The organism is Pedococcus sp. P2_A3 (assembly GCF_056405035.1).
Map to the genome: position 1 here is coordinate 1 of NZ_JBFUCW010000011.1, position 20,683 is coordinate 20,683.

Genomic DNA, 20,683 nt, shown 5'->3' on the forward strand with positions numbered 1-20,683 from the left:
CACGACTCGCGGGCTCAGACGACCAGGCCGAGGACCAGGACGAAGACCAGCCCCGACACGGAGAGCAGGGTCTCCATCAGCGACCACGACTTGATGGTCTGGCCGACCGAGAGGCCGAAGTACTCCTTGACCAGCCAGAAGCCGGCGTCGTTGACGTGGGAGAAGAACACCGAGCCGGCTCCGATCGCCAGGACCAGCAGCGACACCTCGGGGGTGCTCAGGCCGGCCGCGAGCGGGGCGAGGATGCCGGACGCGGTGACCGTGGCGACGGTGGCCGAGCCGGTGGCGAGGCGGATCAGGACCGCCACCACCCAGGCGAGCAGCAGCACGCTGACGCCGCTGCCCTGCACCCAGTCGGCGACCAGCGCACCGATGCCGGTGTCGACCAGGGTCTGCTTGAACCCGCCACCCGCGGCGACGATGAGGAGGATGCCGGCGATGGGCGGCAGCGAGCGCTCGAGCGAGGAGGCCAGCTCCTTGGTGCCCATGCCGGCGCCGCGGCCGAGGGTGAACATGCCCACGATGACGGCGATGAGCAGGGCGATGATCGGCGTGCCGAGGAAGTCGAGCACGGTGCGGACGGCGTTGCCCTTGTCGGCGAAGATGTCGGCGAGCGCCTTGCCCATCATGAGGACGACCGGGGTGAGGACCGCGAACAGCGTGACCGCGAAGGTCGGGCGCTCGAGCCTGGCCTCCTGGTCCTCGCCGGTGCCGAAGAACTCGGGGGCGGGGACGTCGACCCAGCGTCCGGCGAACCGGGCGAAGAGCGGGCCGGCGATGGCAATCGTCGGCAGGGCGACGAGCACCCCGAAGGCGAGGGTGATGCCGAGGTTGGCCTTGAGCGCGTCGATGGCCACCAGCGGTCCGGGGTGCGGCGGCACGAGGCCGTGCATGGCGGACAGACCGGCGAGGGCGGGGATGCCCACCTTGACGATGGACAGCTGCGACCGGCGCGCGACCAGGAAGATCACCGGCATCAGCAGGACGAGGCCGATCTCGAAGAACATCGGCAGGCCGATCAGGGCACCCACGCCGGCCATCGCCCACGGCAGCGTGCGCGGCGAGGAGCGTCCGACGATGGTGTCGACGATCTCGTCGGCCCCACCGGAGTCGGCGAGCAGCTTGCCGAACATGGCGCCGAGCGCGATCAGGGTGCCGACCCCGGCCGCGGTGGAGCCGAAGCCCTTGGTGAAGCTGTCGATGGTGTCGGACATCGCCACGCCGGCCACGGCCCCCACGGTCAGCGACCCGAGGGTGAGGCCGAGGAACGGGTGCAGCTTGAAGCGGGTGATGAGCACGACGATCACGGCGATGCCGAGCAGGGCCGCCGGGACCAGCCGGGAGGCCGGGATGTCGGGGACGTCAGCCGCGTCGGCCGCGGTGAGCAGGGGGTGGAGCAGGGAGAGGACGTCGGTGGTCATGCGGGGTCACGCCTTTCGAGGGGGTAGCGGGTGGGCGGGGAGGTGAGACCGGCGGGCGAGGTGAGCGCGGCGGGCGAGGTGAGGATCGCGGGCGAGGTGAGCCCGGCGGGCGAGGTGAGGATCGCGGGCGAGGTGAGACCGGCGGGCGAGGTGAGGATCGCGAGGGACTCGTCGACGAGGGTGTCGACCGGCTGGGCCACGTCGAGGGTGGCGCCGAGCTCGTCCGGCTCGAGCACCTCGAGCGTCGCGAACTGCGAGTCGATCAGGGCAGCCGGCATGAAGTGGCCCGGACGCCCGGCCACGCGGGCCGCGAGCACGTCGCGGTCGCCGTGCAGGTGGAGGTAGACCGCTTGGGGAGCCGCCGCGCTGAGCACGTCGCGGTACGCGCGCTTCAGGGCGGAGCAGCTGGCGACACCACCGGTCACGCTGTGCTCGGCGAGCCAGGCGGCGATGGCCTCGAGCCAGGGTCCGCGGTCGTCGTCGTCGAGCGGGATGCCGGCCGACATCTTGGCGATGTTGGCCTCGGGGTGGAAGTCGTCGGCGTCCGCGAAGGGGACGCGCAGACGCTGGGCGAGGGCCGCGCCGACGGTCGTCTTGCCTGACCCGGACACCCCCATCATCACGACAAGGGGTGGAGCGGGGTGGTGCGTGTCTTCAGGCATGGGCTGACTCCTGTGTCGGCTCGGGCTCGTCATCGAGGACCTGGTGACCAGCGTGACCGATCAGAGCGGCTTTATCAAGGGCTCAGAGCAAATAAATATTATTTAAACGTCTGCACCCGTGTTCGCGTCCTCTCTGGCAGGCTGGACCCATGAGCGAGTCACCCACCTCCCCCGCCGGTCACGAGGTGGGCCTGCACGCCGGCGTCCTCGACCGGCTGGGGCAGGAGATCGTGTCCGGCACGCTGCCCGTCGACACCGTGGTGCGGATCGACCAGCTCGACGAGCGGTTCGGGGTGTCGCGGTCGGTGGTGCGCGAGGCCGTGCGGGTGCTCTCCTCCATGGGTCTGGTCGAGACCCGTCGCCGCCTGGGCGTGCGCGTCCTCCCGTCAGCGCACTGGAACGTGTTCGACCCCCGCGTGATCCGCTGGCGCCTCGACGGGCCCGACCGCGAGGACCAGCTCGTCTCCCTGGGCGAGCTGCGTCGCGGGTTCGAGCCGGTCGCCGCAGAGCTCGCCGCGGACCGCGCCACCCCCGACCAGTGCGGGGCGATGGCCGCAGCGGTGATGCAGATGACCGTCCACGCGAAGTCAGGAGACCTCGTCGCCTACCTCGAGGCCGACAAGGACTTCCACCGCACCATGCTCGAGGCCTCCGGCAACGAGATGCTGGCCGCTCTCTCGACCGTCGTCGCCGAGGTCCTCGCCGGGCGCACCCACCACGACCTGATGCCCCGCACCCCCAACCCCGCAGCCATCCGGCTGCACGGCGACGTCGCGCAGGCGATCGGGTCGGGCGACGGTCGCGCGGCGAGCACCGCGATGGCCGCCATCATCGACGAGGCCAGCGCCGCCGTGCGCGAGACGAAGGGCTCGGGCCGCCGGAGCTGAGCGGCCTGTCCCCCGGCTCCGCCTCAGAGCTCGCAGGTGTTCACGAGGTCCCCGGTCGACGGCCGCGGTCGCAGGCCGTCGACGGGCGGCTGCACCCCGCGCTCGACCCAGGCCGTGAGGTCGTCGAACGCCGTCCTCGCGCACGGCAGGAGCGGGCGCAGCCGATCGGGGAATGCGGCATACAGGCCGTCGGTGTGCGTGCCGTCCGCGACGCTGTAGTAGCGGTGCAGAGCACCGGCCCCCGCCGCATCGACCAGCCGGTCGTAGACGTCGGCGTCGGTTGCCGGGGGCAGGAGCGTGTCGAGCGTCCCCTGCACGGTGAGCATGGGCTTGCCGATCGCGCCGGTGAGCTGCACGGCGGCCACCGCCTGCTTCACGGCGGAGGGCCGCGAGGCGTAGTCGTAGTCGGCGTCGCAGGCCGGAGTTCCGCTGGCGCAGAAGGGAACTCCTGCCTTGAGGTCGCCGTCGAAGGTCGAGTCGAACTCCTCGCGGTAGATCCGCTGGGTGAGGTCCCAGTAGACGGCCTCGTGGAACGGCCACAGGAACTCCGACCCCGGCACGAACCCGGCCCCGATGATCGCGTCGTGGGCCGCCTGGTCACCGGTCGCGGCATACGCGGGGTAGTACTTCATTGCGGTGGGCAGGTAGGTCAGCAGGTTCGGTCCCGCGGCCCTGAACAGGGTGCCCTCCCAGTCGATCCCGCCGTCATAGAGCTCCGGGCGGTTCTCCAGCTGCCACCGCGTGAGGTAGCCGCCGTTGGAGATCCCGAACAGGTAGGTGCGCTGCGGGGCCTTCGCGTAGACCTGCTTCACCACCCGCTTGGTGGCGATGGTCAGCTCGGTCACCCGCGTGTTCCACTCGGCGATCGAGCCGCCGGGCGCGGAACCGTCGTCGTAGAAGGACGCCCCGGTGTTCCCCTTGTCGGTGGACGCGAACGCGTACCCCTTGGCCAGCACCCAGTCGCCGATGATGAAGTCGTTGGCGTACTGCCCACGCACCCCGGGGGCGCCGCTGATGATGAGCCCGCCGTTCCAGCGGTCCGGGATCCTGATCACGAACTGGCTGTCGTGCTTCCAGCCGTGGTTGGCGTTCGTCGTCGAGGTGTCCGGGAAGTACCCGTCGACCTGGATGCCGGGCACGCTGGTCGGGTTCCTCGTGCCGGCCGCGTTCAGGCCGGCCCAGTCGTTCGGGTTCGTGTGGCCGCTGGCGACGGTGCCTGCCGTGGTGAGGTCGTCGAGGCAGGCGACCTCCTGCCGCTCGGCGCCTGGCACGGCGATCTTGGACTCGCGGGCACAGTGCCCACCCTCGGGCTTGTCGGCGGCGGCCGGGGTGGCCGCGGCGAGGGCGCCCCCGAGTGCGAGGGCGAGGGTGGCGGTGAGGGCGGCGGCGCGGCGTGACGTCGTGGTCAGTGGCATGCGGTCATGCAACCGCCGAGCCCAGCACCCCTCAATGTGGGTGCCCCACACAAACCCGGTATGCCGCGTGTGCACCGCTCGCCGGCGCCCCGGCGCTGGCTCTGGCTTGATCTCCACCTGGGGCTAGGTGGCGACACGACCGGGCCCGAACGGTGCGAGCCTCGCATGACCATGGCGACGCAGCTGGGGCCCGGAGCCTTGCTCGACGCGGCGCGTGAGCTCTATGGCCTCGAGGTCGGTGCACGGGCCGGACTCCCGAGTGGCACCGTGCAGCCCTGTCAGCCGGCCGAGCGCAGGACGTCTCGGGTGAGCTCGAGCTGGCCGCGGTGCTGGGCCAGCTCCTCGTAGACGTGCAGCAGCACCCCGCCGCAGGTCGCGGCATACCAGTCCTCGCGGGGCGACGTGGGCTGGGCCGGGGGCGCGGACGGGTCGGTGCGGGCGACCCAGTCGCGCAACGACGCCCGCACGGCGTCGGTGTCGGCGGCGAGCACGGCGACGGCCCCGGTCGCGGTGAACTCGGCGTCGCGGTCGCGGGGCACGACCTCGCCCAGGTTGACGGTGGAGGCCCAGCGCGCGGTGACCCCGAGGCAGTGGGTCAGGATCGCGAACGGGCTGTTGGCACCGGGCAGCTCCGGGCGCTGGTTGGCCAGGTCGTCGCCGAGGTCGACGACGATGTCGCGCATCGCCACCAGCGCCTCGTCGCAGAACCGCAGGTAGGTCTCCTTGTCGATCACGGCTGCCCGGTCTCCAGCAGTCGGCGGAAGCCCGCCTCGTCGAGGATCGGCCGACCCAGCTCGCGCGCCTTGTCCTCCTTGGTGCCGGCGTTCTCCCCCACGACGACGTAGTCGGTCTTCTTCGACACCGACCCGGAGGCCTTGCCGCCGCGCGCGAGGATGGCCTCCTTGGCGGAGTCGCGGGAGAATCCCTCGAGCGAGCCCGTCACGACCACGGTCAGCCCGGCCAGGGTCTGCTCGACCGACTCGTCGCGCTCGTCGGCCATCACCACGCCGTCGGCCTGCCACTGCCTGACGATCTGGTCGTGCCAGTCGACGGCGAACCAGGCGGCCACCGCCTCGGCGATCACGCCACCGACGCCCTCGACCCCGGCCAGCTCCTCGGGACGCTCCCGCGCTGCCTCGCGCAGGGCGTCCATCGTCGAGAAGTGCTGCGCCAGCGCCCGTGCTGCGGTGGGCCCGACGTGGCGGATCGACAGGGCCACGAGCACCCGCCAGAGCGGTTGCTGCTTGGCCTGCTCGAGGTTCTCGGACAGCCGGATGCCGTTGGCGGACAACACCTTCCCGTCGACCACCGAGTCCTCCGGGTCGGACTTCTTGGCTGCCCGGGTGAAGAGCGGGACGGTCGCGAGCCGGGCGCGCCCCGCCTCGCCGGCCAGCCCGAACAGCCCGCTCTCGTCTTCCAGGACCCCGGACTCGAGCAGTGCGCCCGCGCCCTCCCAGCCCAGCGCCTCGATGTCGAACGCCCCGCGACCGGCGAGGCCGGCGAGCCGCTCTCGCAGCTGCGACGGGCAGGTGCGGGCGTTGGGGCAGCGGATGTCCTTGTCGCCCTCCTTCTCGGGCGCCAGGGGCGTGCCGCACGACGGACACTCCGTGGGCATCACGAACGGTCGCTCGCTGCCGTCACGCAGGTCGACGACCGGACCGAGGATCTCGGGGATGACGTCGCCGGCCTTGCGCAGCACCACCGTGTCTCCGATCAGGACGCCCTTGCGGTGCACCTCGTCGGCGTTGTGGAGCGTGGCGCGCTCGACGGTCGACCCCGCCACGACGACGGGCTCCATCACCCCGAACGGTGTCACCCGGCCGGTGCGCCCCACGTTGACCTGGATGTCGAGGAGCTTGGTGTTGACCTCCTCGGGCGGGTACTTGAACGCGATCGCCCACCGTGGCGCCCTCGACGTGGAGCCCAACCGGCGCTGGATGGAGATCTCGTCGACCTTGATGACGATGCCGTCGAGCTCGTGCTCGACGCTGTGCCGCTCCTCGCCGTACTGGTCGATGAACTTCTGCACGTCCTCGATCGAGTCGAGGACCCGGTAGTGGGTCGAGATCGGCAACCCCCACTCGCGGAACAGGTCGTAGGCCTCGGACTGCCTGGTCAGCTCGAACCCCTCCCGCAGGCCGATGCCGTGGACCAGCATCCGCAGCCCACGGGTGGCGGTGACGCGGGGGTCCTTCTGCCGCAACGACCCCGCGGCCGTGTTGCGCGGGTTCGCGTAGGGAGCCTTGCCGGCCTCGACCAGGCTCGCGTTGAGGTCGCCGAACGCCTCGACCGGGAAGTAGACCTCGCCCCTGATCTCGACCCGCGCGGGGTGGTCGGACCCGGCGAGCTGGTGTGGGATGCCCTCGATGGTCTTGACGTTGTTGGTGACGTCCTCGCCGGTGCGGCCGTCGCCGCGTGTCAGGGCCCGCACGAGGCGACCCTTCTCGTAGAGGAGGTTGACCGCGAGCCCGTCGATCTTCAGCTCGCACAGGTAGTGGTAGCCCGTGGACCCGGCATCGCGGGCGACCCGCGCGGCCCACGCGGCCAGCTCCTCCGGCGAGAAGCAGTTGTCGAGGGACAGCATCCGCTCGAGGTGGTCGACCGCCGTGAAGTCGGTGGAGAACACCGCGCCACCGACCTGCTGGGTCGGGCTCTCGGGCGTGCGCAGCTCGGGGAACTCCTCCTCCAGCTCGTTGAGCCGGCGGATCAGCAGGTCGTAGTCGCCGTCACTGATCGTCGGGGCATCCTTGACGTGGTAGGCGAACTGCGCCGCCGTCGCCCGCTCGGCCAGGTCGGCCCACTCGTGGCGAGCGGCCTCGGTGGCGGGGTGGGGGGCCGGGTCGGCGGCGGAGCTGGTGACCCCGTCGGTGGCGGTCCCGGAGGCTGTCGTCGAGTCGATCTCAGTCACGGGCCCATCCTGCCGCACACCCCTGACGTCCTGCCCGTGCGCGCCCTGGCTGCCGTGCCCCGGCACCGAGGCACGCGGCATACCCGAACCCGTAGCCAAACCGGGCACCCACCGGAGAGGATGGCCGGAACCGGACCCCCACCGTCGAGGAGCCTGCGTCATGACCAATCTCGCCACCAACCTGGTTACCACCGCCCAGGAGCGGCCCGACCAGGCCGCCATCAAGTTCATGGGCAACGACATCACCTATGCCCAGATCCATGGCATGGCTGCGAAGGTGGCGGGGTCGCTCAAGGCGGCGGGCGTGGAGCCGGGTGACCGGGTGGCGATCATCCTCCCCAACGTGCCGGCGTTCCCGGTCGTGTTCTTCGGCTCGCTGCTCGCCGGCGCGATCGTCGTGCCGATGAACCCGCTCCTGAAGGCCGGTGAGATCGACTTCTTCTTCACCAACTCCGGTGCCAAGGTCGCGTTCGTGTGGCCGGACTTCGTGGCAGAGGCCACCGAGGGGGCCACGAACTCGGGCACCCGCATCGTCACCTGCGGGCCGATGGGCCCGGTCGACGGTGAGCTCGAGGAGGGCGACCCGATCGCGGTGCCGGTCGAGCGCGACGACGAGGACACCGCGATCGTGCTCTACACCTCAGGCACCACCGGCCGCCCGAAGGGCGCCGAGCTCACCCACCGGAACATCCACCTCAACGCCCACCGCAGCGCCGTCGAGATCCAGGCCATCACCCCCGACGACGTCGTGATGGGCTGCCTGCCGCTGTTCCACGTCTTCGGGCTGGTCGTGGGGCTCAACGCGGCCGTGATCGCGGGCGCGGCGCTGGCCCTGATCCCCCGGTTCGACCCGGCCGAGGCGATCAAGGTCATCGGCAACGAGAAGGTCACCATCTTCCTCGGGGTCCCGACGATGTATGCCGCGATCCTCCACCACCCCGACTCCGACGCCCTCGACGCGACCTCGCTGCGCACGTGCTGCTCGGGCGGGTCGGCGATGCCGCTGGAGGTCATGAAGGCGTTCGAGGCGAAGTTCGGCTGCATGATCCTCGAGGGCTACGGGCTGTCGGAGACGTCGCCGGTCGCGTCGTTCAACCTGCCGACCATGGAGCGCAAGCCCGGCACCATCGGGGTGGCCATCCCCGGCTGCGAGATGAAGCTCATCGACCTCGACGGCAACGACGTCCCGCCCGGCGAGGGCGTCGGGGAGATCGCGATCCGCGGCGACAACGTGATGAAGGGCTACTGGCAGAACCCCGAGGCGACCGCCGAGGCGATCCCCGACGGGTGGTTCCGCACCGGCGACCTCGCCACGGTGGACGAGGAGGGCTACTTCACCATCGTCGACCGGAAGAAGGACATGATCCTGCGCGGCGGCATGAACGTGTACCCGCGTGAGGTCGAGGAGGTGCTCTACACCCACCCCGACGTGCTCGAGGCTGCCGTGGTCGCGGTGCCGGACGACCTGCTCGGCGAGGACGTCGGCGCCGCGGTGGCGCTGCGCCCCGGGGCGACGACGACCCTCGACGACGTGCAGGCGTTCGTCAAGGAGAAGATCGCCGCCTACAAGTACCCGCGCCACCTCTGGCAGGTCGACGAGCTCCCCAAGGGCCCCACCGGCAAGATCCTGCGCCGCGAGGTCCACAAGCCGGCGGACGCCTGACCGGGCCGCCTGAGCCCGGGCTGCCCGGGCTCAGGCGGCTCTGGGGCGCCTGGCCGGCAGGCCGATGACGACGGCCGACACCAGCACGATCGCGGCACCGAGCAGCTGCGGCCAGGCCAGGTGCTCGTCGAGGACGACGACGCCGAGCAGCACCGAGACCACCGGGATGAGGTAGGTGACCGTGGTGCTGACGGTGGCGCCGGCCGCTCGGACGACGTCGAACTGGAGCATGTAGGCCAGGCCGGTGCCGACGACACCCAGGGCCAGGACGCACAGCAGCGGGAGCAGCGCTCCCCCGCCGTCGAGGGCCGGGTGGCCGGACCACGGTGCGGCGTAGGTGTCACGCGACACCAGCCACCAGACGAGGAGCACAGGCACCATCAGTGCCGAGCCCACGAGCAGCAGGGCGGTCGGCATGGAGAGACCACCCAGGTCGGCGCCGCCGAGGAACCGGCGGTTGTAGGTCCAGCCCAGCCCGTAGGAGGCACCCGCGACGAGGGTCATGCCGAAGCCGAGCAGGTCGGGACGGCCCGCCGACTCCCACGGCTGCATGATGACCACCACCCCGACGAAGCCGATGACCACGGCGGCCAGCTTGCGCGCGGAGAGCCGGTCGCTGGGCAGGAAGACCAAGGCGAAGAACACCGCCACGAGTGGCGTCGTCGCGTTGCCGATCCCCGCGAGAGCCGAGGAGACCCGCACCTCCCCCGCGGCGAAGAGGCTGAACGGCAGAGCGGTCAGGAACACCCCCGAGACGGCCAGGTGCGCCCAGGTCCGCCGTTCCCTGGGCAGTCGGCCACCCGTGAGGGCGAGCAGCGCCAGCAGGGTCGCGGTGCCGGCGAAGATCCGCAACCCGGAGATCTGCAGGGGCGCCATGGTCCGCAGCCCCACCTTCATCAGCAGGAAGCTCGACCCCCAGATCAGCGCGAGGAGGAGGTACTTGGCCTGCCACGGCACCCGCGTCGCGGCGGTCCCGCCGGCGGGCGCGACGGTGGAGTCGGATGGGTTGGCAGCAACTCTGGCGCTCATGGGTGGGTCAGCTCTCGGCTCGTTCGGACCATTCGGCGGCCACGTCGACCGCTGCGCGTTGAACGCGCCAAGCCCCCTCCGGTGTGAGTCCGGGAAGCCCACAGGCGGGGGTGGCGGTCAGGGCACCGAGGTCACGCGGTGACATGCCTGCGTCGGTCCAGCCGCGCACCACGAGGTCGGACGCACCGCGGACGGTGCCCGTGCCGTCGGTGGGCAGGCACCCGGCATACAGCGCGACGCCGTCCTCGACGGTGGCGGCGACGGACTCCCACCGGGCCGGCGTGAGGGCGGTGACGTCGAGCGCCACGGCGCCCACCCCGGTGGCTCGCAGGAGCGGAAGCGGTATGCCGGGGTCGCAACAGTGCACGACCGTCGCCGTGCCCTCGGGGGCTGCGGCGAGGACGTCGCGCAGGCCGGTGATGGCGGTCTGGGGGTCGACGGCTCGTAGGTGCCCGTAGCCGGACGCCGTCGGGAGCCGCCCGGCGAGGACCGCCGGCAACGACGGCTCGTCGACCTGGAGGACGAGGGTCGCGCCCGGCACGAGCCGCTGCACCTCGGCGAGGTGGACGCGCACGCCCTCGGCCAGCGACCCGACGAGGTCGCGCAGGGCGCCGGCGTCAGCCAGCGACTTCTCCCCGCGGTTGAGCTCGATGCCGGCCGCCAGCGTCCACGGTCCGGTGACCTGGAGCTTGAGGTCTCCGACGTAGCCGTCGAACACCTCGGCCAGCTCGTCGAGGTCTTGGCGCCAGAGCGAGGCGGCTCGCGACGAGTCACGTCCCGGGCGGTCGACGAACCGCCAGCCACCCGGCTGGAGGTCGACGTGCAGGTCGACGAGCAGGGCCGCGGCCCGGCCGACCATGTCGGCGCCGGGCCCCCGGGCCGGCAGCTCGGGGAGGTAGGGCAGGTGCCCGTCGCCGAGGACCTCACGCACCCCGCGCAGCGCCTCGCTGATGTCGGTGCCGGGAAGGGAGCCGATGCCGGTTGCGCGTGCCACGCCCCGAGACTAGTCAGCAGCCCCGACAGCCCTCACGCCGCGGCGGCGCAGAGGGATCCGACCTGCGGGCGGTGGGCAACCACCCGTCAGGTGGCGTCGTACTCCGCGAGCAGGCGCTTCGGGGCGACGGAGCGCCAGGCGTCCTCGACCAGCGCCTCGACGTGCGGCCAGTCGATGTCGTCGACGTCGCGGTAGACCCCGACCCAGCCGCGGTGCGACTCCCGCTGCTCGGTCCCCGGGAGGGCCAGGCACAGCGAGCGCACCCTCGCGAGCGGTGAGCCGGCACTGATCTCGCCGCGCGGCATACGGCCTAACGCTCCAGCCAGGTCGAGGCGATCGTGGCCGAACCCACCACCCGCGTCCCTTCGTAGAGGACGACCGACTGCCCGGGCGCGACCCCGCGGAGGCGGCCGGAGAGCCGCACCTCGACGTCGTCACCGGAGGCCCAGGCCTGGGCCGGCACCTCTTCGCCGTGGGCCCGCACCTGGGCGCCCACCTCGAGGACCCCGTCGGGCGGCGGACCGCACCAACGGGCGTGGTCACCACGAATCGCGTTGACCCCCAACAGGTCTGACGTGCCGATCAGCACTCGGTTGGCTGCGGCGTCGACCTGCACGACGTAACGCGGGTCGCCGTCGAGGGCGGACCGGTCGAGGCCCAGACCGCGGCGCTGCCCCACCGTGTAGGCGTACGCGCCCTGGTGCGACCCGACGACCTCACCGGACTCGGCGTCGACGATCTCGCCGGGCTGCTCCCCCAGCCTCGACGTGAGCCACCCGCGGGTGTCGCCGTCGGCGATGAAGCAGATGTCGTGGGAGTCAGGCTTGCTCGCCACGTAGAAGCCGCGCGCCTTGGCCTCGGCCCGGATCTCCGGCTTCGTGGTGTCGCCGAGAGGGAAGAACGCGCGCTCCAGCTGGTCGGCGTCGAGGACTCCCAACACGTAGGACTGGTCCTTCGCCATGTCGACCGCGCGGTGGAGCTCCCGGGCTCCGTCGGGTCGCTCGACGACCTGCGCGTAGTGGCCCGTGGCGACTGCGTCGAACCCGAGCGCCACGGCCTTGTCGAGCAGCGCCGAGAACTTGATCTTCTCGTTGCAGCGCAGGCACGGGTTGGGGGTGCGCCCCGCGGAGTACTCGGCGACGAAGTCCTCCATGACGTCGCGCTTGAACCGCGCGGCCATGTCCCACACGTAGAAGGGGATCCCGAGCATGTCGGCCACGCGTCGGGCGTCGCCGGCGTCCTCGATGGTGCAGCAGCCGCGCGCTGACTCGCGCAGGGTCGCAGCACTCTGCGACAGGGCGAGGTGCACCCCGACGACCTCGTGCCCGGCGTCGAGCATGCGCCCCGCGGCCACGGCGGAGTCGACGCCACCAGACATCGCGGCGACGACGCGCATCAGCCGGCCCACCCGCTGGCCCGGCGCGCCCGGTCGATGGCGGCGGGCAGGGCCGCGAGCACCGCGTCGACGTCGGCGTCCGTCGAGGTGTGGCCCAGCGTCAGTCGCAACGCACCCTTGGCCGACTCCTCGGGGATGCCCATGGCGAGCAACACGTGCGACGGCTGGGGCACCCCGGCCTGGCAGGCCGAACCCGTCGAGCACTCGACCCCGGCAGCGTCGAGGAGGTAGAGCAACGAGTCGCCTTCGCACCCGGGCACGAGCAGGTGGGCGTTCCCCGGCAGGCGGTGTATGCCGTCGCCGGCCTCCCACGCGCCGGTCACCGTGATGTCGTAGCCGAGGTCCATCGCCTGGCGGACCAGCCGGTCGCGCAGGGCGACCAAGCGGGCCGCCTCGGTGGGCACGGCCTGCACCGACTCTTCCATGGCGACGGCGAACGCCCGGATGGCCGGCACGTCGAGGGTGCCGCTGCGGATCTGTCGCTCCTGGCCACCGCCGAAGCTCTGGGGCACGACGACCGCGTCGCGGCGGACCAGGAGCGCGCCCACCCCGAGGGGCCCGCCGACCTTGTGGCCGGTGACCGTCATGAGGTCGGCGCCGGAGGCGGTGAAGTCGACCGGGAGGTGGCCGGCGGCCTGGACGGCGTCGGTGTGGAACGGGACGCCGTACTCGTGGGCCAGCGCGGCGAGGTCGGCCACCGGCTGCACGGTGCCCACCTCGTTGTTCGCCCACATCACCGTGACGAGCGCGACGGAGTCGGGGTCCTCCTCGATCGCCGCCCGCACGGCGCCGGTCGTGATGAACCCGGCGGGGTCGGGGTCGACCCACGTGACCTTGGCGCCCTCGTGCGTGACGAGGTGCTCGACGCAGTCGAGGACGGCGTGGTGCTCGATGGAGCTGCAGACGATGCGGATGCGGGCCGGGTCGGACTCGCGGCGCGCCTCGAACGTCCCGGCCACGGCCAGGTTGTCGGACTCGGTGCCGCCGGACGTGAAGACGACCTCCGACGGGCGGGCCCCGAGCGCCTTCGCCAGCCGCTCGCGGGACTCCTCCACCATGCGGCGCGCCATCCGGCCGGAGGTGTGCAGGGAGGACGCGTTGCCGGTGGTGACGAGCTGGTCGGCCATGGCCGCGATGGCCGAGGGGAGCATCGGCGTGGTGGCGGCATGGTCGAGGTAGGCGGTCACTGGCGAAAGTTTACGCGTCAATCGTCGGGAGGGCCGCTTCGCGTCCACGGCGCCTGCCCGCACCTCTGACCAACCCTTTACCCACCGGCACGTAACCGCACCGCCGGGCCTTCGTTGCTCACGGCATACCGACCATCGCCGTAGCTGGTCAGTCACGAAGGGAAACCCATTGCACACCGTGAAGAGAACCCGGGCCGTCGTCGCGACGGTCGCCACAGCGGCGCTGGCCGCCATGGCCCTCGCCACACCCGCGTCCGCAGGCCTGCAGTCCTCCGGCCAGCCCCTCGCACCGGTCCAACCCTGGCTGGCCTCCCAGCTGGGCGTGCTCGAGTCCGCCACCCCGACCACCGTCCTCGTCCACGGCACCGACCTCGCCGCGGCCACCAAGGCCGTCCAGGCCGTCGGCCTGCGCAAGGTGACGTCGTTCGACAAGGTCGGCGTGGTCGTCGCGACCGGCCTGCCCGCCCAGGTGCAGGCGGTGCGTTCCCAGCCCGGCGTGACCTACGTCGAGGGCAACCAGCCGATCGAGCTGCTGCTGTCGACCTCCAACAAGGCGACGCGCGGTGACGAGGCGCGCAACACCCTCACCGGCGCGAACGGCACGGCCCTCGACGGCAAGGGCGTCTCCGTCGCCGTGATCGACTCGGGTGTCGACCCGACCCACCCGTTCCTGCAGAACGCGGACGGCACCAGCGCCGTCGTCAAGAACCTCAAGATGGTCTGCGAGCCGCTGACCGAGAGCACCTGCGCCCCCGTCGACGCGGGGTCGCTCGACACCGACCTGCTCTCGGTGGGTGGGCACGGCATGCACGTCAACGGCATCGTGGCCGGTCGCGACGTGACGCTGTCCGACGGCACCAGGATGCACGGCGCCGCCCCGGGGGCGAGCCTCGTCAGCATCAGCACCGGTGCCGTGCTGTTCATCATCGGCGCCGACGCGGCCCTCAACTGGGTGCTCGAGAACCACGCCGCGCCGTGCGGTGCGGGCGTCCCGGCCAGCACCTGCCCGCCGATCAAGGTGACCTCGAACTCCTACGGACCCAGTGGCGGTGGCGCGTTCGACCCGAACTCCGCCACGGTCAAGATCCAGCGCGCGCTGGTCAAGGAGGGCGTCGTGAGCGTCTGGGCCAACGGCAACGACGGGGGCGACGGCTCGCAGGACCTGTCCAACCCGCCCGGCAAGGACCCGACGCCCGGCATCCTGTCGGTCGCGTCGTTCTTCGACCAGAACACCGGCACGCGTGACGGCACCGTCTCGGACTTCTCCAGCCGCGGCAAGGCCGGCGACCAGTCGACCTACCCGGACATCTCGGCACCGGGCGAGGACATCACCAGCTCGTGCCGCATCTACCTGCCGATCTGCTCCTCGGGGCTCGACCCCCAGGACGGCGGTGACTACAACACGATCAGCGGCACCTCGATGGCCACCCCGCACATCTCGGGCATCGTGGCGCAGCTGTTCCAGGCCAACCCCGCTGCCACCCCGGCCCAGATCGAGGCGGCTCTGGAGTCGACGGCCTACAAGTACACGGACGGTGCCCCGTACGAGGCCGGCACCAACGGCACGACGAGCTTCGACAAGGGCCACGGCCTCGTCGACGTCGTCGCCGCCGCCAACGCCGTGCGCTGACAGCCCAGCGCACAGCGCGACGTCCCCGGACCCGTGAGGGGGCCTCCGGGGACGTCGACACCGCCGCCGCCACGCGACCCAACCCCGCAGGCCGGCAGCGCGAACGCCCAGGACCGCGCGTGGTCCTGGGCGTTCGTCGGTGTGCCGGGTGGCCGACGGGCGGGCGTCAGCCCTTCGAGGCGTTGACTGCCTCGGTGGCCTGCGGGAGGACCGTGAAGAGGTCACCCACGACACCGAAGTCGACCAGCTCGAAGATCGGGGCTTCCTCGTCCTTGTTGATCGCGATGATCGTCTTGGACGTCTGCATGCCCGCGCGGTGCTGGATGGCACCGGAGATGCCGCACGCGACGTAGAGCTGCGGCGAGACCTGCTTGCCGGTCTGGCCGACCTGCGAGGTGTGCGGGTACCAGCCGGCGTCGACGGCGGCGCGCGAGGCACCCACCGCGGCGCCGAGGGAGTCCGCGAAGTTCTCCACCGGCGAGAAGTCGCCGCCGGTGCCACGACCACCGGAGACCACGATCGCGGCCTCGGTCAGCTCCGGGCGGCCGGTGGCCTCCTTGGGCTTGGACTCGGTCACCTTGGCGCCCTTGGCGCCCTCGGAGATGGTCGGCTCGAACACCTCGTCGGCGGCCGCACCGGCGGCCTCCTCGGGGGCAGCCGAGTTGGGCTTGACCGTGATGATCGGCGTGCCCTTGGTGACGGTGGCCTTGACGCTGTAGGACCCGGCGAAGACGGACTGGGTCGTGGTGACGCCACCGGCGTCGCCGGCCTGCACGTCGACGGCGTCGGTGATCAGGCCGGATTCGGTCTTGATCGCCAGGCGGGCCGCGATCTCCTTGCCGGCGCTGTTGCTCGGGATGAGCACCGCGGCGGCGCTGGTCTTCTCGACCAGCTGCGCGAGCAGCTCGGCCTGCGGCGCCACCAGGTAGTCGGTGACGTCGGCGCTCTCGACGCGGTAGACCTTCTGGGCGCCGAACTTGGCCAGCGTCTCCTTCGCCGCGTCGAACCCGTCGCCGACGAAGACGGCACTGGGCTCACCGAGGCGGCGGGCGATGGTGAGCAGTTCTGAGGTGGTCTTGCGAACGGTGCCGTTCGCGTGGTCGACCAGGACGAGTACTTCAGCCATGGGTGGTTCCTCTCTTCTGTTCTGGCCGGCTCAGACGAACTTCTGCGCGGTCAGGAACTCGGCGAGCTTGGTGCCGCCGTCACCGTCGTCGGTGACGATCTGGCCCTGCTCGCGCGGCGGGCGCTTGGTGAACGACTCGACCTTGGTCCAAGCGGCCGCCAGGCCCACCTGCGACGCGTCGACGCCGAGGTCGGCCAGCGACCACTCGTCGACCGGCTTCTTCTTGGCGGCCATGATCCCCTTGAACGAGGGGTAGCGCGGCTCGTTGATCTGGTCGGTGACCGACACCAGCGCGGGCAAGGTCGCCACGATGGTCTCGGACGCGGCATCGCCGTCACGGCGGATCGTCACGGTCGAGCCCTCGACGGACAGCTCGGAGGCGAACGTCACCTGCGGCAGCCCGAGCCGCTCGGCCAGCATGGCCGGGACCACGCTCATGGTGCCGTCGGTGGACGCCATGCCCGTGATCACGAGGTCGGGGCTGCCGATCTTCTTCACGGCCTCGGCCAGGACCAGCGAGGTGGCCACGGCGTCCGAGCCGTGGATCGCGTCGTCCTTGACGTGGACCGCCCTGTCGGCGCCCATCTGCAGCGCCTTCTTCAGCGCGTCGGCGGCCTGGTCGGGGCCGACGGTGACCACGGTCACCTCGCCCTCACCGGCTTCCACCAGCTTCAGGGCCTCCTCGACGGCGTACTCGTCGAGCTCGGACAGCAGGCCGTCGACGCCCACCCGGTCGGTGGTGTTGTCGGACTCGTTGAACGTGCGGTCGGACTGTGCGTCCGGCACGTACTTCACGCAGACGACGATGTTCATGTGCTGATCGTCCCCTTCTCGGAATGACTTCTGGATCAGTATCTGGTCAGGTGCCATCCTTACAGCCCGTGCCCTGAATCCACACGCCAGCACCGCGTGACGCTCACCACCAGCCCCGCACGGCAACACCCTGGCGACACTGAGGAGGTGACGGTGCCCACACCCCTGACCATCACCGGCGAGCGCACCGTGCCGGGCGTGTCGTCCGAGAACTACTGGTTCCGGCGCCACGAGGCCGGGTATGCCGCCGTCCCCGGCTGGGTGCCGTCCACCCCCCGCGTCGTCCTCGACGCCGGATGTGGCGAGGGGTATGCCGCGGGCCTGCTCGCCAGCGCGTGGCCGGGCGTGCGCACGGTCGGGGTGGACTACGACGCGGTCACCACCGCGCACGCCGCGCGGACCCACGGGGGTGAGCGGGCGGCATACATCAGGGCCGCGCTGACGGCGCTCCCGCTGGCCGAGGCGGTCGTCGACGTGACGGTCTCGCTCCAGGTGCTCGAACACATCTGGACGCCGGGCGACTACGTCCGAGAGCTCGCCCGGGTGACGAGTCCGGGAGGGACGCTGGTCGTCTCCACCCCGAACCGCCTCACCTTCTCGCCCGGCCTGGGCCGTCGGGAGAAGCCATCGAACCTCTACCACTGCCGCGAGTACGACGCGTCTGAGCTGGCCCGGGAGCTCGGCCGCTGGCTGCCGGACGCCGAGGTCGCGGTCGTCGGGCTCGGCCACGGCGAACGCCTGACGAAGTGGGAAGAGACGCGCGGCTCGATCGTCGCCGCCCAGCAGGAGGTGGACCCCGGGCGGTGGGACGCCGACCTGCGCACGACCGTCGCGTCGGTGACGGCGCGCGACTTCGTCCTCGGCGAGCCGGGTGACGCGAGCCTCGACCTCTTCGCGGTGGTGCGGCTCCCCGCCTGACCGGCCGGGCTGCTGCCGCTCAGCCCTGGCTCCGGGTCGCGGCGTCGACGCCCGGCCCGACCGGCTCGCCCGGCCCGACCGGCTCGCCCGGCCCGATCGGCTCTCCCGGGTCGATCGACTCGACCGGAAGGCGGATCCGGAACCGGGTCCCCGAGTCCAGCGGGACGGCCTGCACCTCGCCGCCATGGCGCTCGACGACGTCCCGCACGAGCGCCAACCCGATGCCGAACCCCCGCTGCGAACCGGCGCCCCGGGCGAAGCGGGTGAAGACGCGGTCCGCGTCCTCGGCGCTGAGCCCGGGTCCGTCGTCGTCCACCGCCACCACGGCCGCGCCCTCCTCGCCGCGCAACGACACGACGACGCGGTGGCGCGCGTGGTGCAGGGCGTTGTCGACGAGGGCGTCGACGGCCCGGCGCAGGGCGGTGGGAGCGCCCCTGACCGGTGGCACGTCAGCCACGTCACCGTCCAGCTGGACCGCCCGTTCGGCGGCGAGGACGGCGTTGTGTCGCAGCACGTGGTCCACGACGTCGACGAGGTCGACGAGCTCACCGGCGTCCGAGGTGCCCTCGAGGTCCGCGGACTGGAGGAGGTCGTCGACGATGTCGGCCAGCCCGGCCGACTCCTCGCGCAGGAGGATGAGGTCAGCGGACAGGACCTCGCGCGACGCCCCTGCGCTCACCGCACGCTGGAGGATGTCGGCGCGCACGGCCAGCCGGGCCAAGGGAGTCCTCAGCTCGTGGCTGGCGTCTGCGATGAACGTCCGCTGCCGCGCGATCGCGTCATCCCACACGGCGACGGCCCTGCTGCCCAGCCGAGCGCCCAGCAGGGCCGCGACGGCCGCTGCCCCCAAGCCCGCCAGGGCCAGTGCCACGATCAGGCGGTGTCGTTCCGACTCGTACGGCTCCAGGGCCACACCCGCCTGCACGACGGCGCCGTCGACCACCCGGGTCAGCGTCCGGTACTCGTCGTCGCCCACCTGCGTCTCCTCGATGCGGGCGCCGCGGGACTCCCGCGCAGAGCGCTCCTGGTCCTCGCGCGGCAGGTTCGCAGGCGCCGCGGGCGAAGCCGTCCGGTGTCCGTCGCCGGTGACGGTCACGACGAACGTCCCGGCCGGCACGGCAGTCGTCCGCGGTGCTGACGCGAGTGCCTCCAGCTGGCTGTTGATCTGTCGCGACTGCCCGACGAGGACGATCAGGACGGTCACGAGACCGGCCACCAGGACGCCGGCCACGACCCCGACGAGCGCCTGCGCCGCGATGACCCGTCGCGCCCGACGGAACGGATCCGTACCTCGCTCAGTCACCCCAGCTCACCGGCCCGGTAGCCGACTCCCCGGACCGTCCTGATCGAGCCCCGACCGAGCTTGCGCCGCACCGTGTAGACGTACGTGTCGATCAGCGAGTCGCTCACGGTGCCGGGCGACAGCGCCGCCCTCAGCTCGTCACGGGGGAAGACGCGGGTGGGTCGCCGGGCCAGCTGGGCGAGCAGGGCAGCCTCCGCTGCCGACAGCGCCACGCGGTGCCCGTCGCCGAAGACGGCCTCGGACGTGGCGGTGTCGAGGGACCCTTCGCCCAGGGGGAGGACCACAGCAGACTCCACGTGGCGCCGGAGCAGCGCGCGCACCCGCGCCAGCAGCTCGGTCGAGTCGAACGGTTTCACGAGGTAGTCGTCGGCACCGGCGTCGAGCCCGCTGACCCGGTCGCGCACCCCGCCGTGCGCGGTCAACATCAGCACGGGTGTCGACACCCCGCGCTGCCGCAACCGCGTCACGAGCTGCGCCCCGTCGCCGTCCGGCAGTCGGCGGTCCACGACCAGCACGGCGAACGTGTTCGTCAGGGCCCGGTGCAAGCCCCCCTGGACGTCGCGCACCGCGGCCACGAGGTAGCCCTGCTCGGTGAACAGCCGCACCAGCAGCGCGGCAAGCTCCCGGTCGTCCTCGACGAGGAGCAGCGACTCGCCGCCGGAGCCGGCAGCGTCGTCCTCCGCGCTCACCTGACGCCGTTCCACCATGCACCCAGCATGTCAGCGCCGGTCAGGGCCGGGAGTGGGCCGCCTCGTCGCCACCGCCGCTGACCTTCACGTTGTTCCAGGCGGCCTTGGCGCCACTGTGCCCGATCCGACCCACCTGCACCAGGGTGCCGGCCGACACCAGCAGTGCCACCACGGTGAGGGCGAGACCGATCGTGCGCTGCCGGGAGGGAGTGCGGGGCGCGTCGTCCTCGGGGACCTCTGCCGTCGCGAGCGCTCGGCGGTCCAGCCACCACTGGGCGACCGCGACAGCCGTGATCCCGATCATCAGCGGGAGCAGGGAGTCACCGAGCTCCGCGTGCTGCTGGACCAGTGCCGTGCGCGGGACGCTGCGCTCCAGCCCTTCGCCCGACTGGCTCGCCAGCGGCACCATGACCAGGCCGGCGAGCGAGACGAGCGGGGTCGCGTACCTCGACCAGTGCCGGAACCGGGTCGAGAGGGCCGACGCCCCGACCATGACGGCCGCGAGGGGCACGAGCACCACCACGGCGTGCACGATGAGGGGGTGGGCGGGGAGTCCGAGGATGGTGTCGAGCACGTGAGCTCCTGTCATGGGGGGACTGACCATCTCCACCGTGGCAGCGATTTCTCAAGGGTTTCTCAAGC

19 protein-coding genes are annotated in these 20,683 nt (G+C 71.8%); 4 read left to right on the forward strand and 15 right to left on the reverse strand.

Going from position 1 to position 20,683, the window contains the following annotated elements; translation table 11 throughout:
• Positions 1 to 14: 14 nt before the first annotated feature.
• The gene (locus AC1DX8_RS10425; RefSeq protein ID WP_477629855.1) at positions 15 to 1,421 is read right to left on the reverse strand and encodes a GntP family permease; all 1,407 of its coding nucleotides are present in this window, start codon (positions 1,419 to 1,421) and stop codon (positions 15 to 17) included.
• Entirely contained in the window at positions 1,418 to 2,083 is a 666-nt protein-coding gene (locus AC1DX8_RS10430) for a gluconokinase (RefSeq protein WP_477629856.1), read from the reverse strand. Before AC1DX8_RS10430 ends, AC1DX8_RS10425 begins: the two co-directional genes overlap by 4 nt.
• A 149-nt stretch (positions 2,084 to 2,232) precedes the next feature.
• Between AC1DX8_RS10430 and AC1DX8_RS10435 the strand changes: the two genes are divergently transcribed.
• The gene (locus AC1DX8_RS10435) at positions 2,233 to 2,970 is read left to right on the forward strand and encodes a FadR/GntR family transcriptional regulator (protein WP_477629857.1); all 738 of its coding nucleotides are present in this window, start codon (positions 2,233 to 2,235) and stop codon (positions 2,968 to 2,970) included.
• Between the two features lie 23 nt (positions 2,971 to 2,993).
• Here AC1DX8_RS10435 and AC1DX8_RS10440 read toward each other — a convergent pair whose 3' ends face one another.
• The 3 genes from AC1DX8_RS10440 to ligA form a co-directional block, all read right to left on the reverse strand.
• Positions 2,994 to 4,385 (reverse strand): tannase/feruloyl esterase family alpha/beta hydrolase, encoded by a 1,392-nt coding sequence (locus AC1DX8_RS10440; protein WP_477629858.1) that lies wholly within the window; start codon positions 4,383 to 4,385, stop codon positions 2,994 to 2,996.
• Between the two features lie 278 nt (positions 4,386 to 4,663).
• On the reverse strand, positions 4,664 to 5,119 hold the full coding sequence (locus AC1DX8_RS10445; protein ID WP_477629859.1) for a mycothiol transferase: 456 nt from the start codon (positions 5,117 to 5,119) through the stop codon (positions 4,664 to 4,666).
• Positions 5,116 to 7,374, reverse strand: coding sequence for an NAD-dependent DNA ligase LigA (gene ligA, locus AC1DX8_RS10450; RefSeq protein ID WP_477629860.1), 2,259 nt, complete (start codon positions 7,372 to 7,374; stop codon positions 5,116 to 5,118). The genes AC1DX8_RS10445 and ligA overlap by 4 nt, the downstream gene beginning before the upstream one ends.
• A gap of 79 nt (positions 7,375 to 7,453) precedes the next feature.
• On the opposite strand from ligA, the gene AC1DX8_RS10455 reads away from it, so the two are divergent.
• Positions 7,454 to 8,956, forward strand: coding sequence for a long-chain-fatty-acid--CoA ligase (locus tag AC1DX8_RS10455; RefSeq protein WP_477629861.1), 1,503 nt, complete (start codon positions 7,454 to 7,456; stop codon positions 8,954 to 8,956).
• A gap of 30 nt (positions 8,957 to 8,986) precedes the next feature.
• On the opposite strand, the gene AC1DX8_RS10460 is transcribed toward AC1DX8_RS10455, so the two are convergent.
• From AC1DX8_RS10460 to AC1DX8_RS10480, 5 genes are all read right to left on the reverse strand, one after another.
• Positions 8,987 to 9,985: a DMT family transporter gene (locus AC1DX8_RS10460; protein WP_477629862.1), complete on the reverse strand. Its 999-nt coding sequence runs from the start codon at positions 9,983 to 9,985 to the stop codon at positions 8,987 to 8,989.
• Between the two features lie 7 nt (positions 9,986 to 9,992).
• The gene (locus AC1DX8_RS10465) at positions 9,993 to 10,979 is read right to left on the reverse strand and encodes a uroporphyrinogen decarboxylase/cobalamine-independent methonine synthase family protein (protein WP_477629863.1); all 987 of its coding nucleotides are present in this window, start codon (positions 10,977 to 10,979) and stop codon (positions 9,993 to 9,995) included.
• A gap of 86 nt (positions 10,980 to 11,065) precedes the next feature.
• Entirely contained in the window at positions 11,066 to 11,284 is a 219-nt protein-coding gene (locus tag AC1DX8_RS10470; RefSeq protein WP_477629864.1) for a hypothetical protein, read from the reverse strand.
• A gap of 5 nt (positions 11,285 to 11,289) precedes the next feature.
• Complete coding sequence (mnmA, locus tag AC1DX8_RS10475) at positions 11,290 to 12,375, reverse strand: tRNA 2-thiouridine(34) synthase MnmA (protein WP_477629865.1); 1,086 nt, start codon at positions 12,373 to 12,375, stop codon at positions 11,290 to 11,292.
• Positions 12,375 to 13,562, reverse strand: coding sequence for a cysteine desulfurase family protein (locus AC1DX8_RS10480; RefSeq protein WP_477629866.1), 1,188 nt, complete (start codon positions 13,560 to 13,562; stop codon positions 12,375 to 12,377). The genes mnmA and AC1DX8_RS10480 overlap by 1 nt, the downstream gene beginning before the upstream one ends.
• Before the next feature lie 178 nt (positions 13,563 to 13,740).
• Between AC1DX8_RS10480 and AC1DX8_RS10485 the strand changes: the two genes are divergently transcribed.
• A complete protein-coding gene (locus AC1DX8_RS10485) occupies positions 13,741 to 15,192 on the forward strand; it encodes a S8 family peptidase (protein ID WP_477629867.1) in 1,452 nt (483 codons plus the stop codon).
• Positions 15,193 to 15,358: 166 nt separating this feature from the next.
• On the opposite strand, the gene AC1DX8_RS10490 is transcribed toward AC1DX8_RS10485, so the two are convergent.
• Together AC1DX8_RS10490 and AC1DX8_RS10495 are read right to left on the reverse strand one after the other, a co-directional pair.
• The gene (locus AC1DX8_RS10490) at positions 15,359 to 16,318 is read right to left on the reverse strand and encodes an electron transfer flavoprotein subunit alpha/FixB family protein (RefSeq protein WP_477629868.1); all 960 of its coding nucleotides are present in this window, start codon (positions 16,316 to 16,318) and stop codon (positions 15,359 to 15,361) included.
• A gap of 30 nt (positions 16,319 to 16,348) precedes the next feature.
• Positions 16,349 to 17,131, reverse strand: a complete 783-nt coding sequence (locus AC1DX8_RS10495) for an electron transfer flavoprotein subunit beta/FixA family protein (RefSeq protein WP_477629869.1) — start codon at positions 17,129 to 17,131, stop codon at positions 16,349 to 16,351.
• 153 nt (positions 17,132 to 17,284) lie between these two features.
• Between AC1DX8_RS10495 and AC1DX8_RS10500 the strand changes: the two genes are divergently transcribed.
• The gene (locus AC1DX8_RS10500) at positions 17,285 to 18,049 is read left to right on the forward strand and encodes a class I SAM-dependent methyltransferase (protein ID WP_477629870.1); all 765 of its coding nucleotides are present in this window, start codon (positions 17,285 to 17,287) and stop codon (positions 18,047 to 18,049) included.
• A 19-nt stretch (positions 18,050 to 18,068) separates the two neighbouring features.
• Here AC1DX8_RS10500 and AC1DX8_RS10505 read toward each other — a convergent pair whose 3' ends face one another.
• The 3 genes from AC1DX8_RS10505 to AC1DX8_RS10515 are packed head-to-tail and all read right to left on the reverse strand — an operon-like array spanning position 18,069 to position 20,615.
• A complete protein-coding gene (locus AC1DX8_RS10505) occupies positions 18,069 to 19,352 on the reverse strand; it encodes a sensor histidine kinase (RefSeq protein ID WP_477629871.1) in 1,284 nt (427 codons plus the stop codon).
• Positions 19,349 to 20,059: a response regulator transcription factor gene (locus AC1DX8_RS10510; RefSeq protein ID WP_477629872.1), complete on the reverse strand. Its 711-nt coding sequence runs from the start codon at positions 20,057 to 20,059 to the stop codon at positions 19,349 to 19,351. Before AC1DX8_RS10510 ends, AC1DX8_RS10505 begins: the two co-directional genes overlap by 4 nt.
• Positions 20,060 to 20,081: 22 nt before the next feature.
• Positions 20,082 to 20,615, reverse strand: coding sequence for a DUF2231 domain-containing protein (locus tag AC1DX8_RS10515; protein ID WP_477629873.1), 534 nt, complete (start codon positions 20,613 to 20,615; stop codon positions 20,082 to 20,084).
• Positions 20,616 to 20,683: the final 68 nt, after the last annotated feature.

Coding starts and splice junctions, on each gene's coding strand:
- AC1DX8_RS10425 (WP_477629855.1), bottom strand. CDS start 1,421: ATGACCACCGACGTCCTCTCCCTGCTCCACCCCCTGCTCACCGCGGCC.
- AC1DX8_RS10430 (WP_477629856.1), bottom strand. CDS start 2,083: ATGCCTGAAGACACGCACCACCCCGCTCCACCCCTTGTCGTGATGATG.
- AC1DX8_RS10435 (WP_477629857.1), top strand. CDS start 2,233: ATGAGCGAGTCACCCACCTCCCCCGCCGGTCACGAGGTGGGCCTGCAC.
- AC1DX8_RS10440 (WP_477629858.1), bottom strand. CDS start 4,385: ATGCCACTGACCACGACGTCACGCCGCGCCGCCGCCCTCACCGCCACC.
- ligA (WP_477629860.1), bottom strand. CDS start 7,374: ATGCCGCGTGCCTCGGTGCCGGGGCACGGCAGCCAGGGCGCGCACGGG.
- AC1DX8_RS10455 (WP_477629861.1), top strand. CDS start 7,454: ATGACCAATCTCGCCACCAACCTGGTTACCACCGCCCAGGAGCGGCCC.
- AC1DX8_RS10460 (WP_477629862.1), bottom strand. CDS start 9,985: ATGAGCGCCAGAGTTGCTGCCAACCCATCCGACTCCACCGTCGCGCCC.
- AC1DX8_RS10470 (WP_477629864.1), bottom strand. CDS start 11,284: ATGCCGCGCGGCGAGATCAGTGCCGGCTCACCGCTCGCGAGGGTGCGC.
- mnmA (WP_477629865.1), bottom strand. CDS start 12,375: ATGCGCGTCGTCGCCGCGATGTCTGGTGGCGTCGACTCCGCCGTGGCC.
- AC1DX8_RS10490 (WP_477629868.1), bottom strand. CDS start 16,318: ATGGCTGAAGTACTCGTCCTGGTCGACCACGCGAACGGCACCGTTCGC.
- AC1DX8_RS10495 (WP_477629869.1), bottom strand. CDS start 17,131: ATGAACATCGTCGTCTGCGTGAAGTACGTGCCGGACGCACAGTCCGAC.
- AC1DX8_RS10510 (WP_477629872.1), bottom strand. CDS start 20,059: ATGGTGGAACGGCGTCAGGTGAGCGCGGAGGACGACGCTGCCGGCTCC.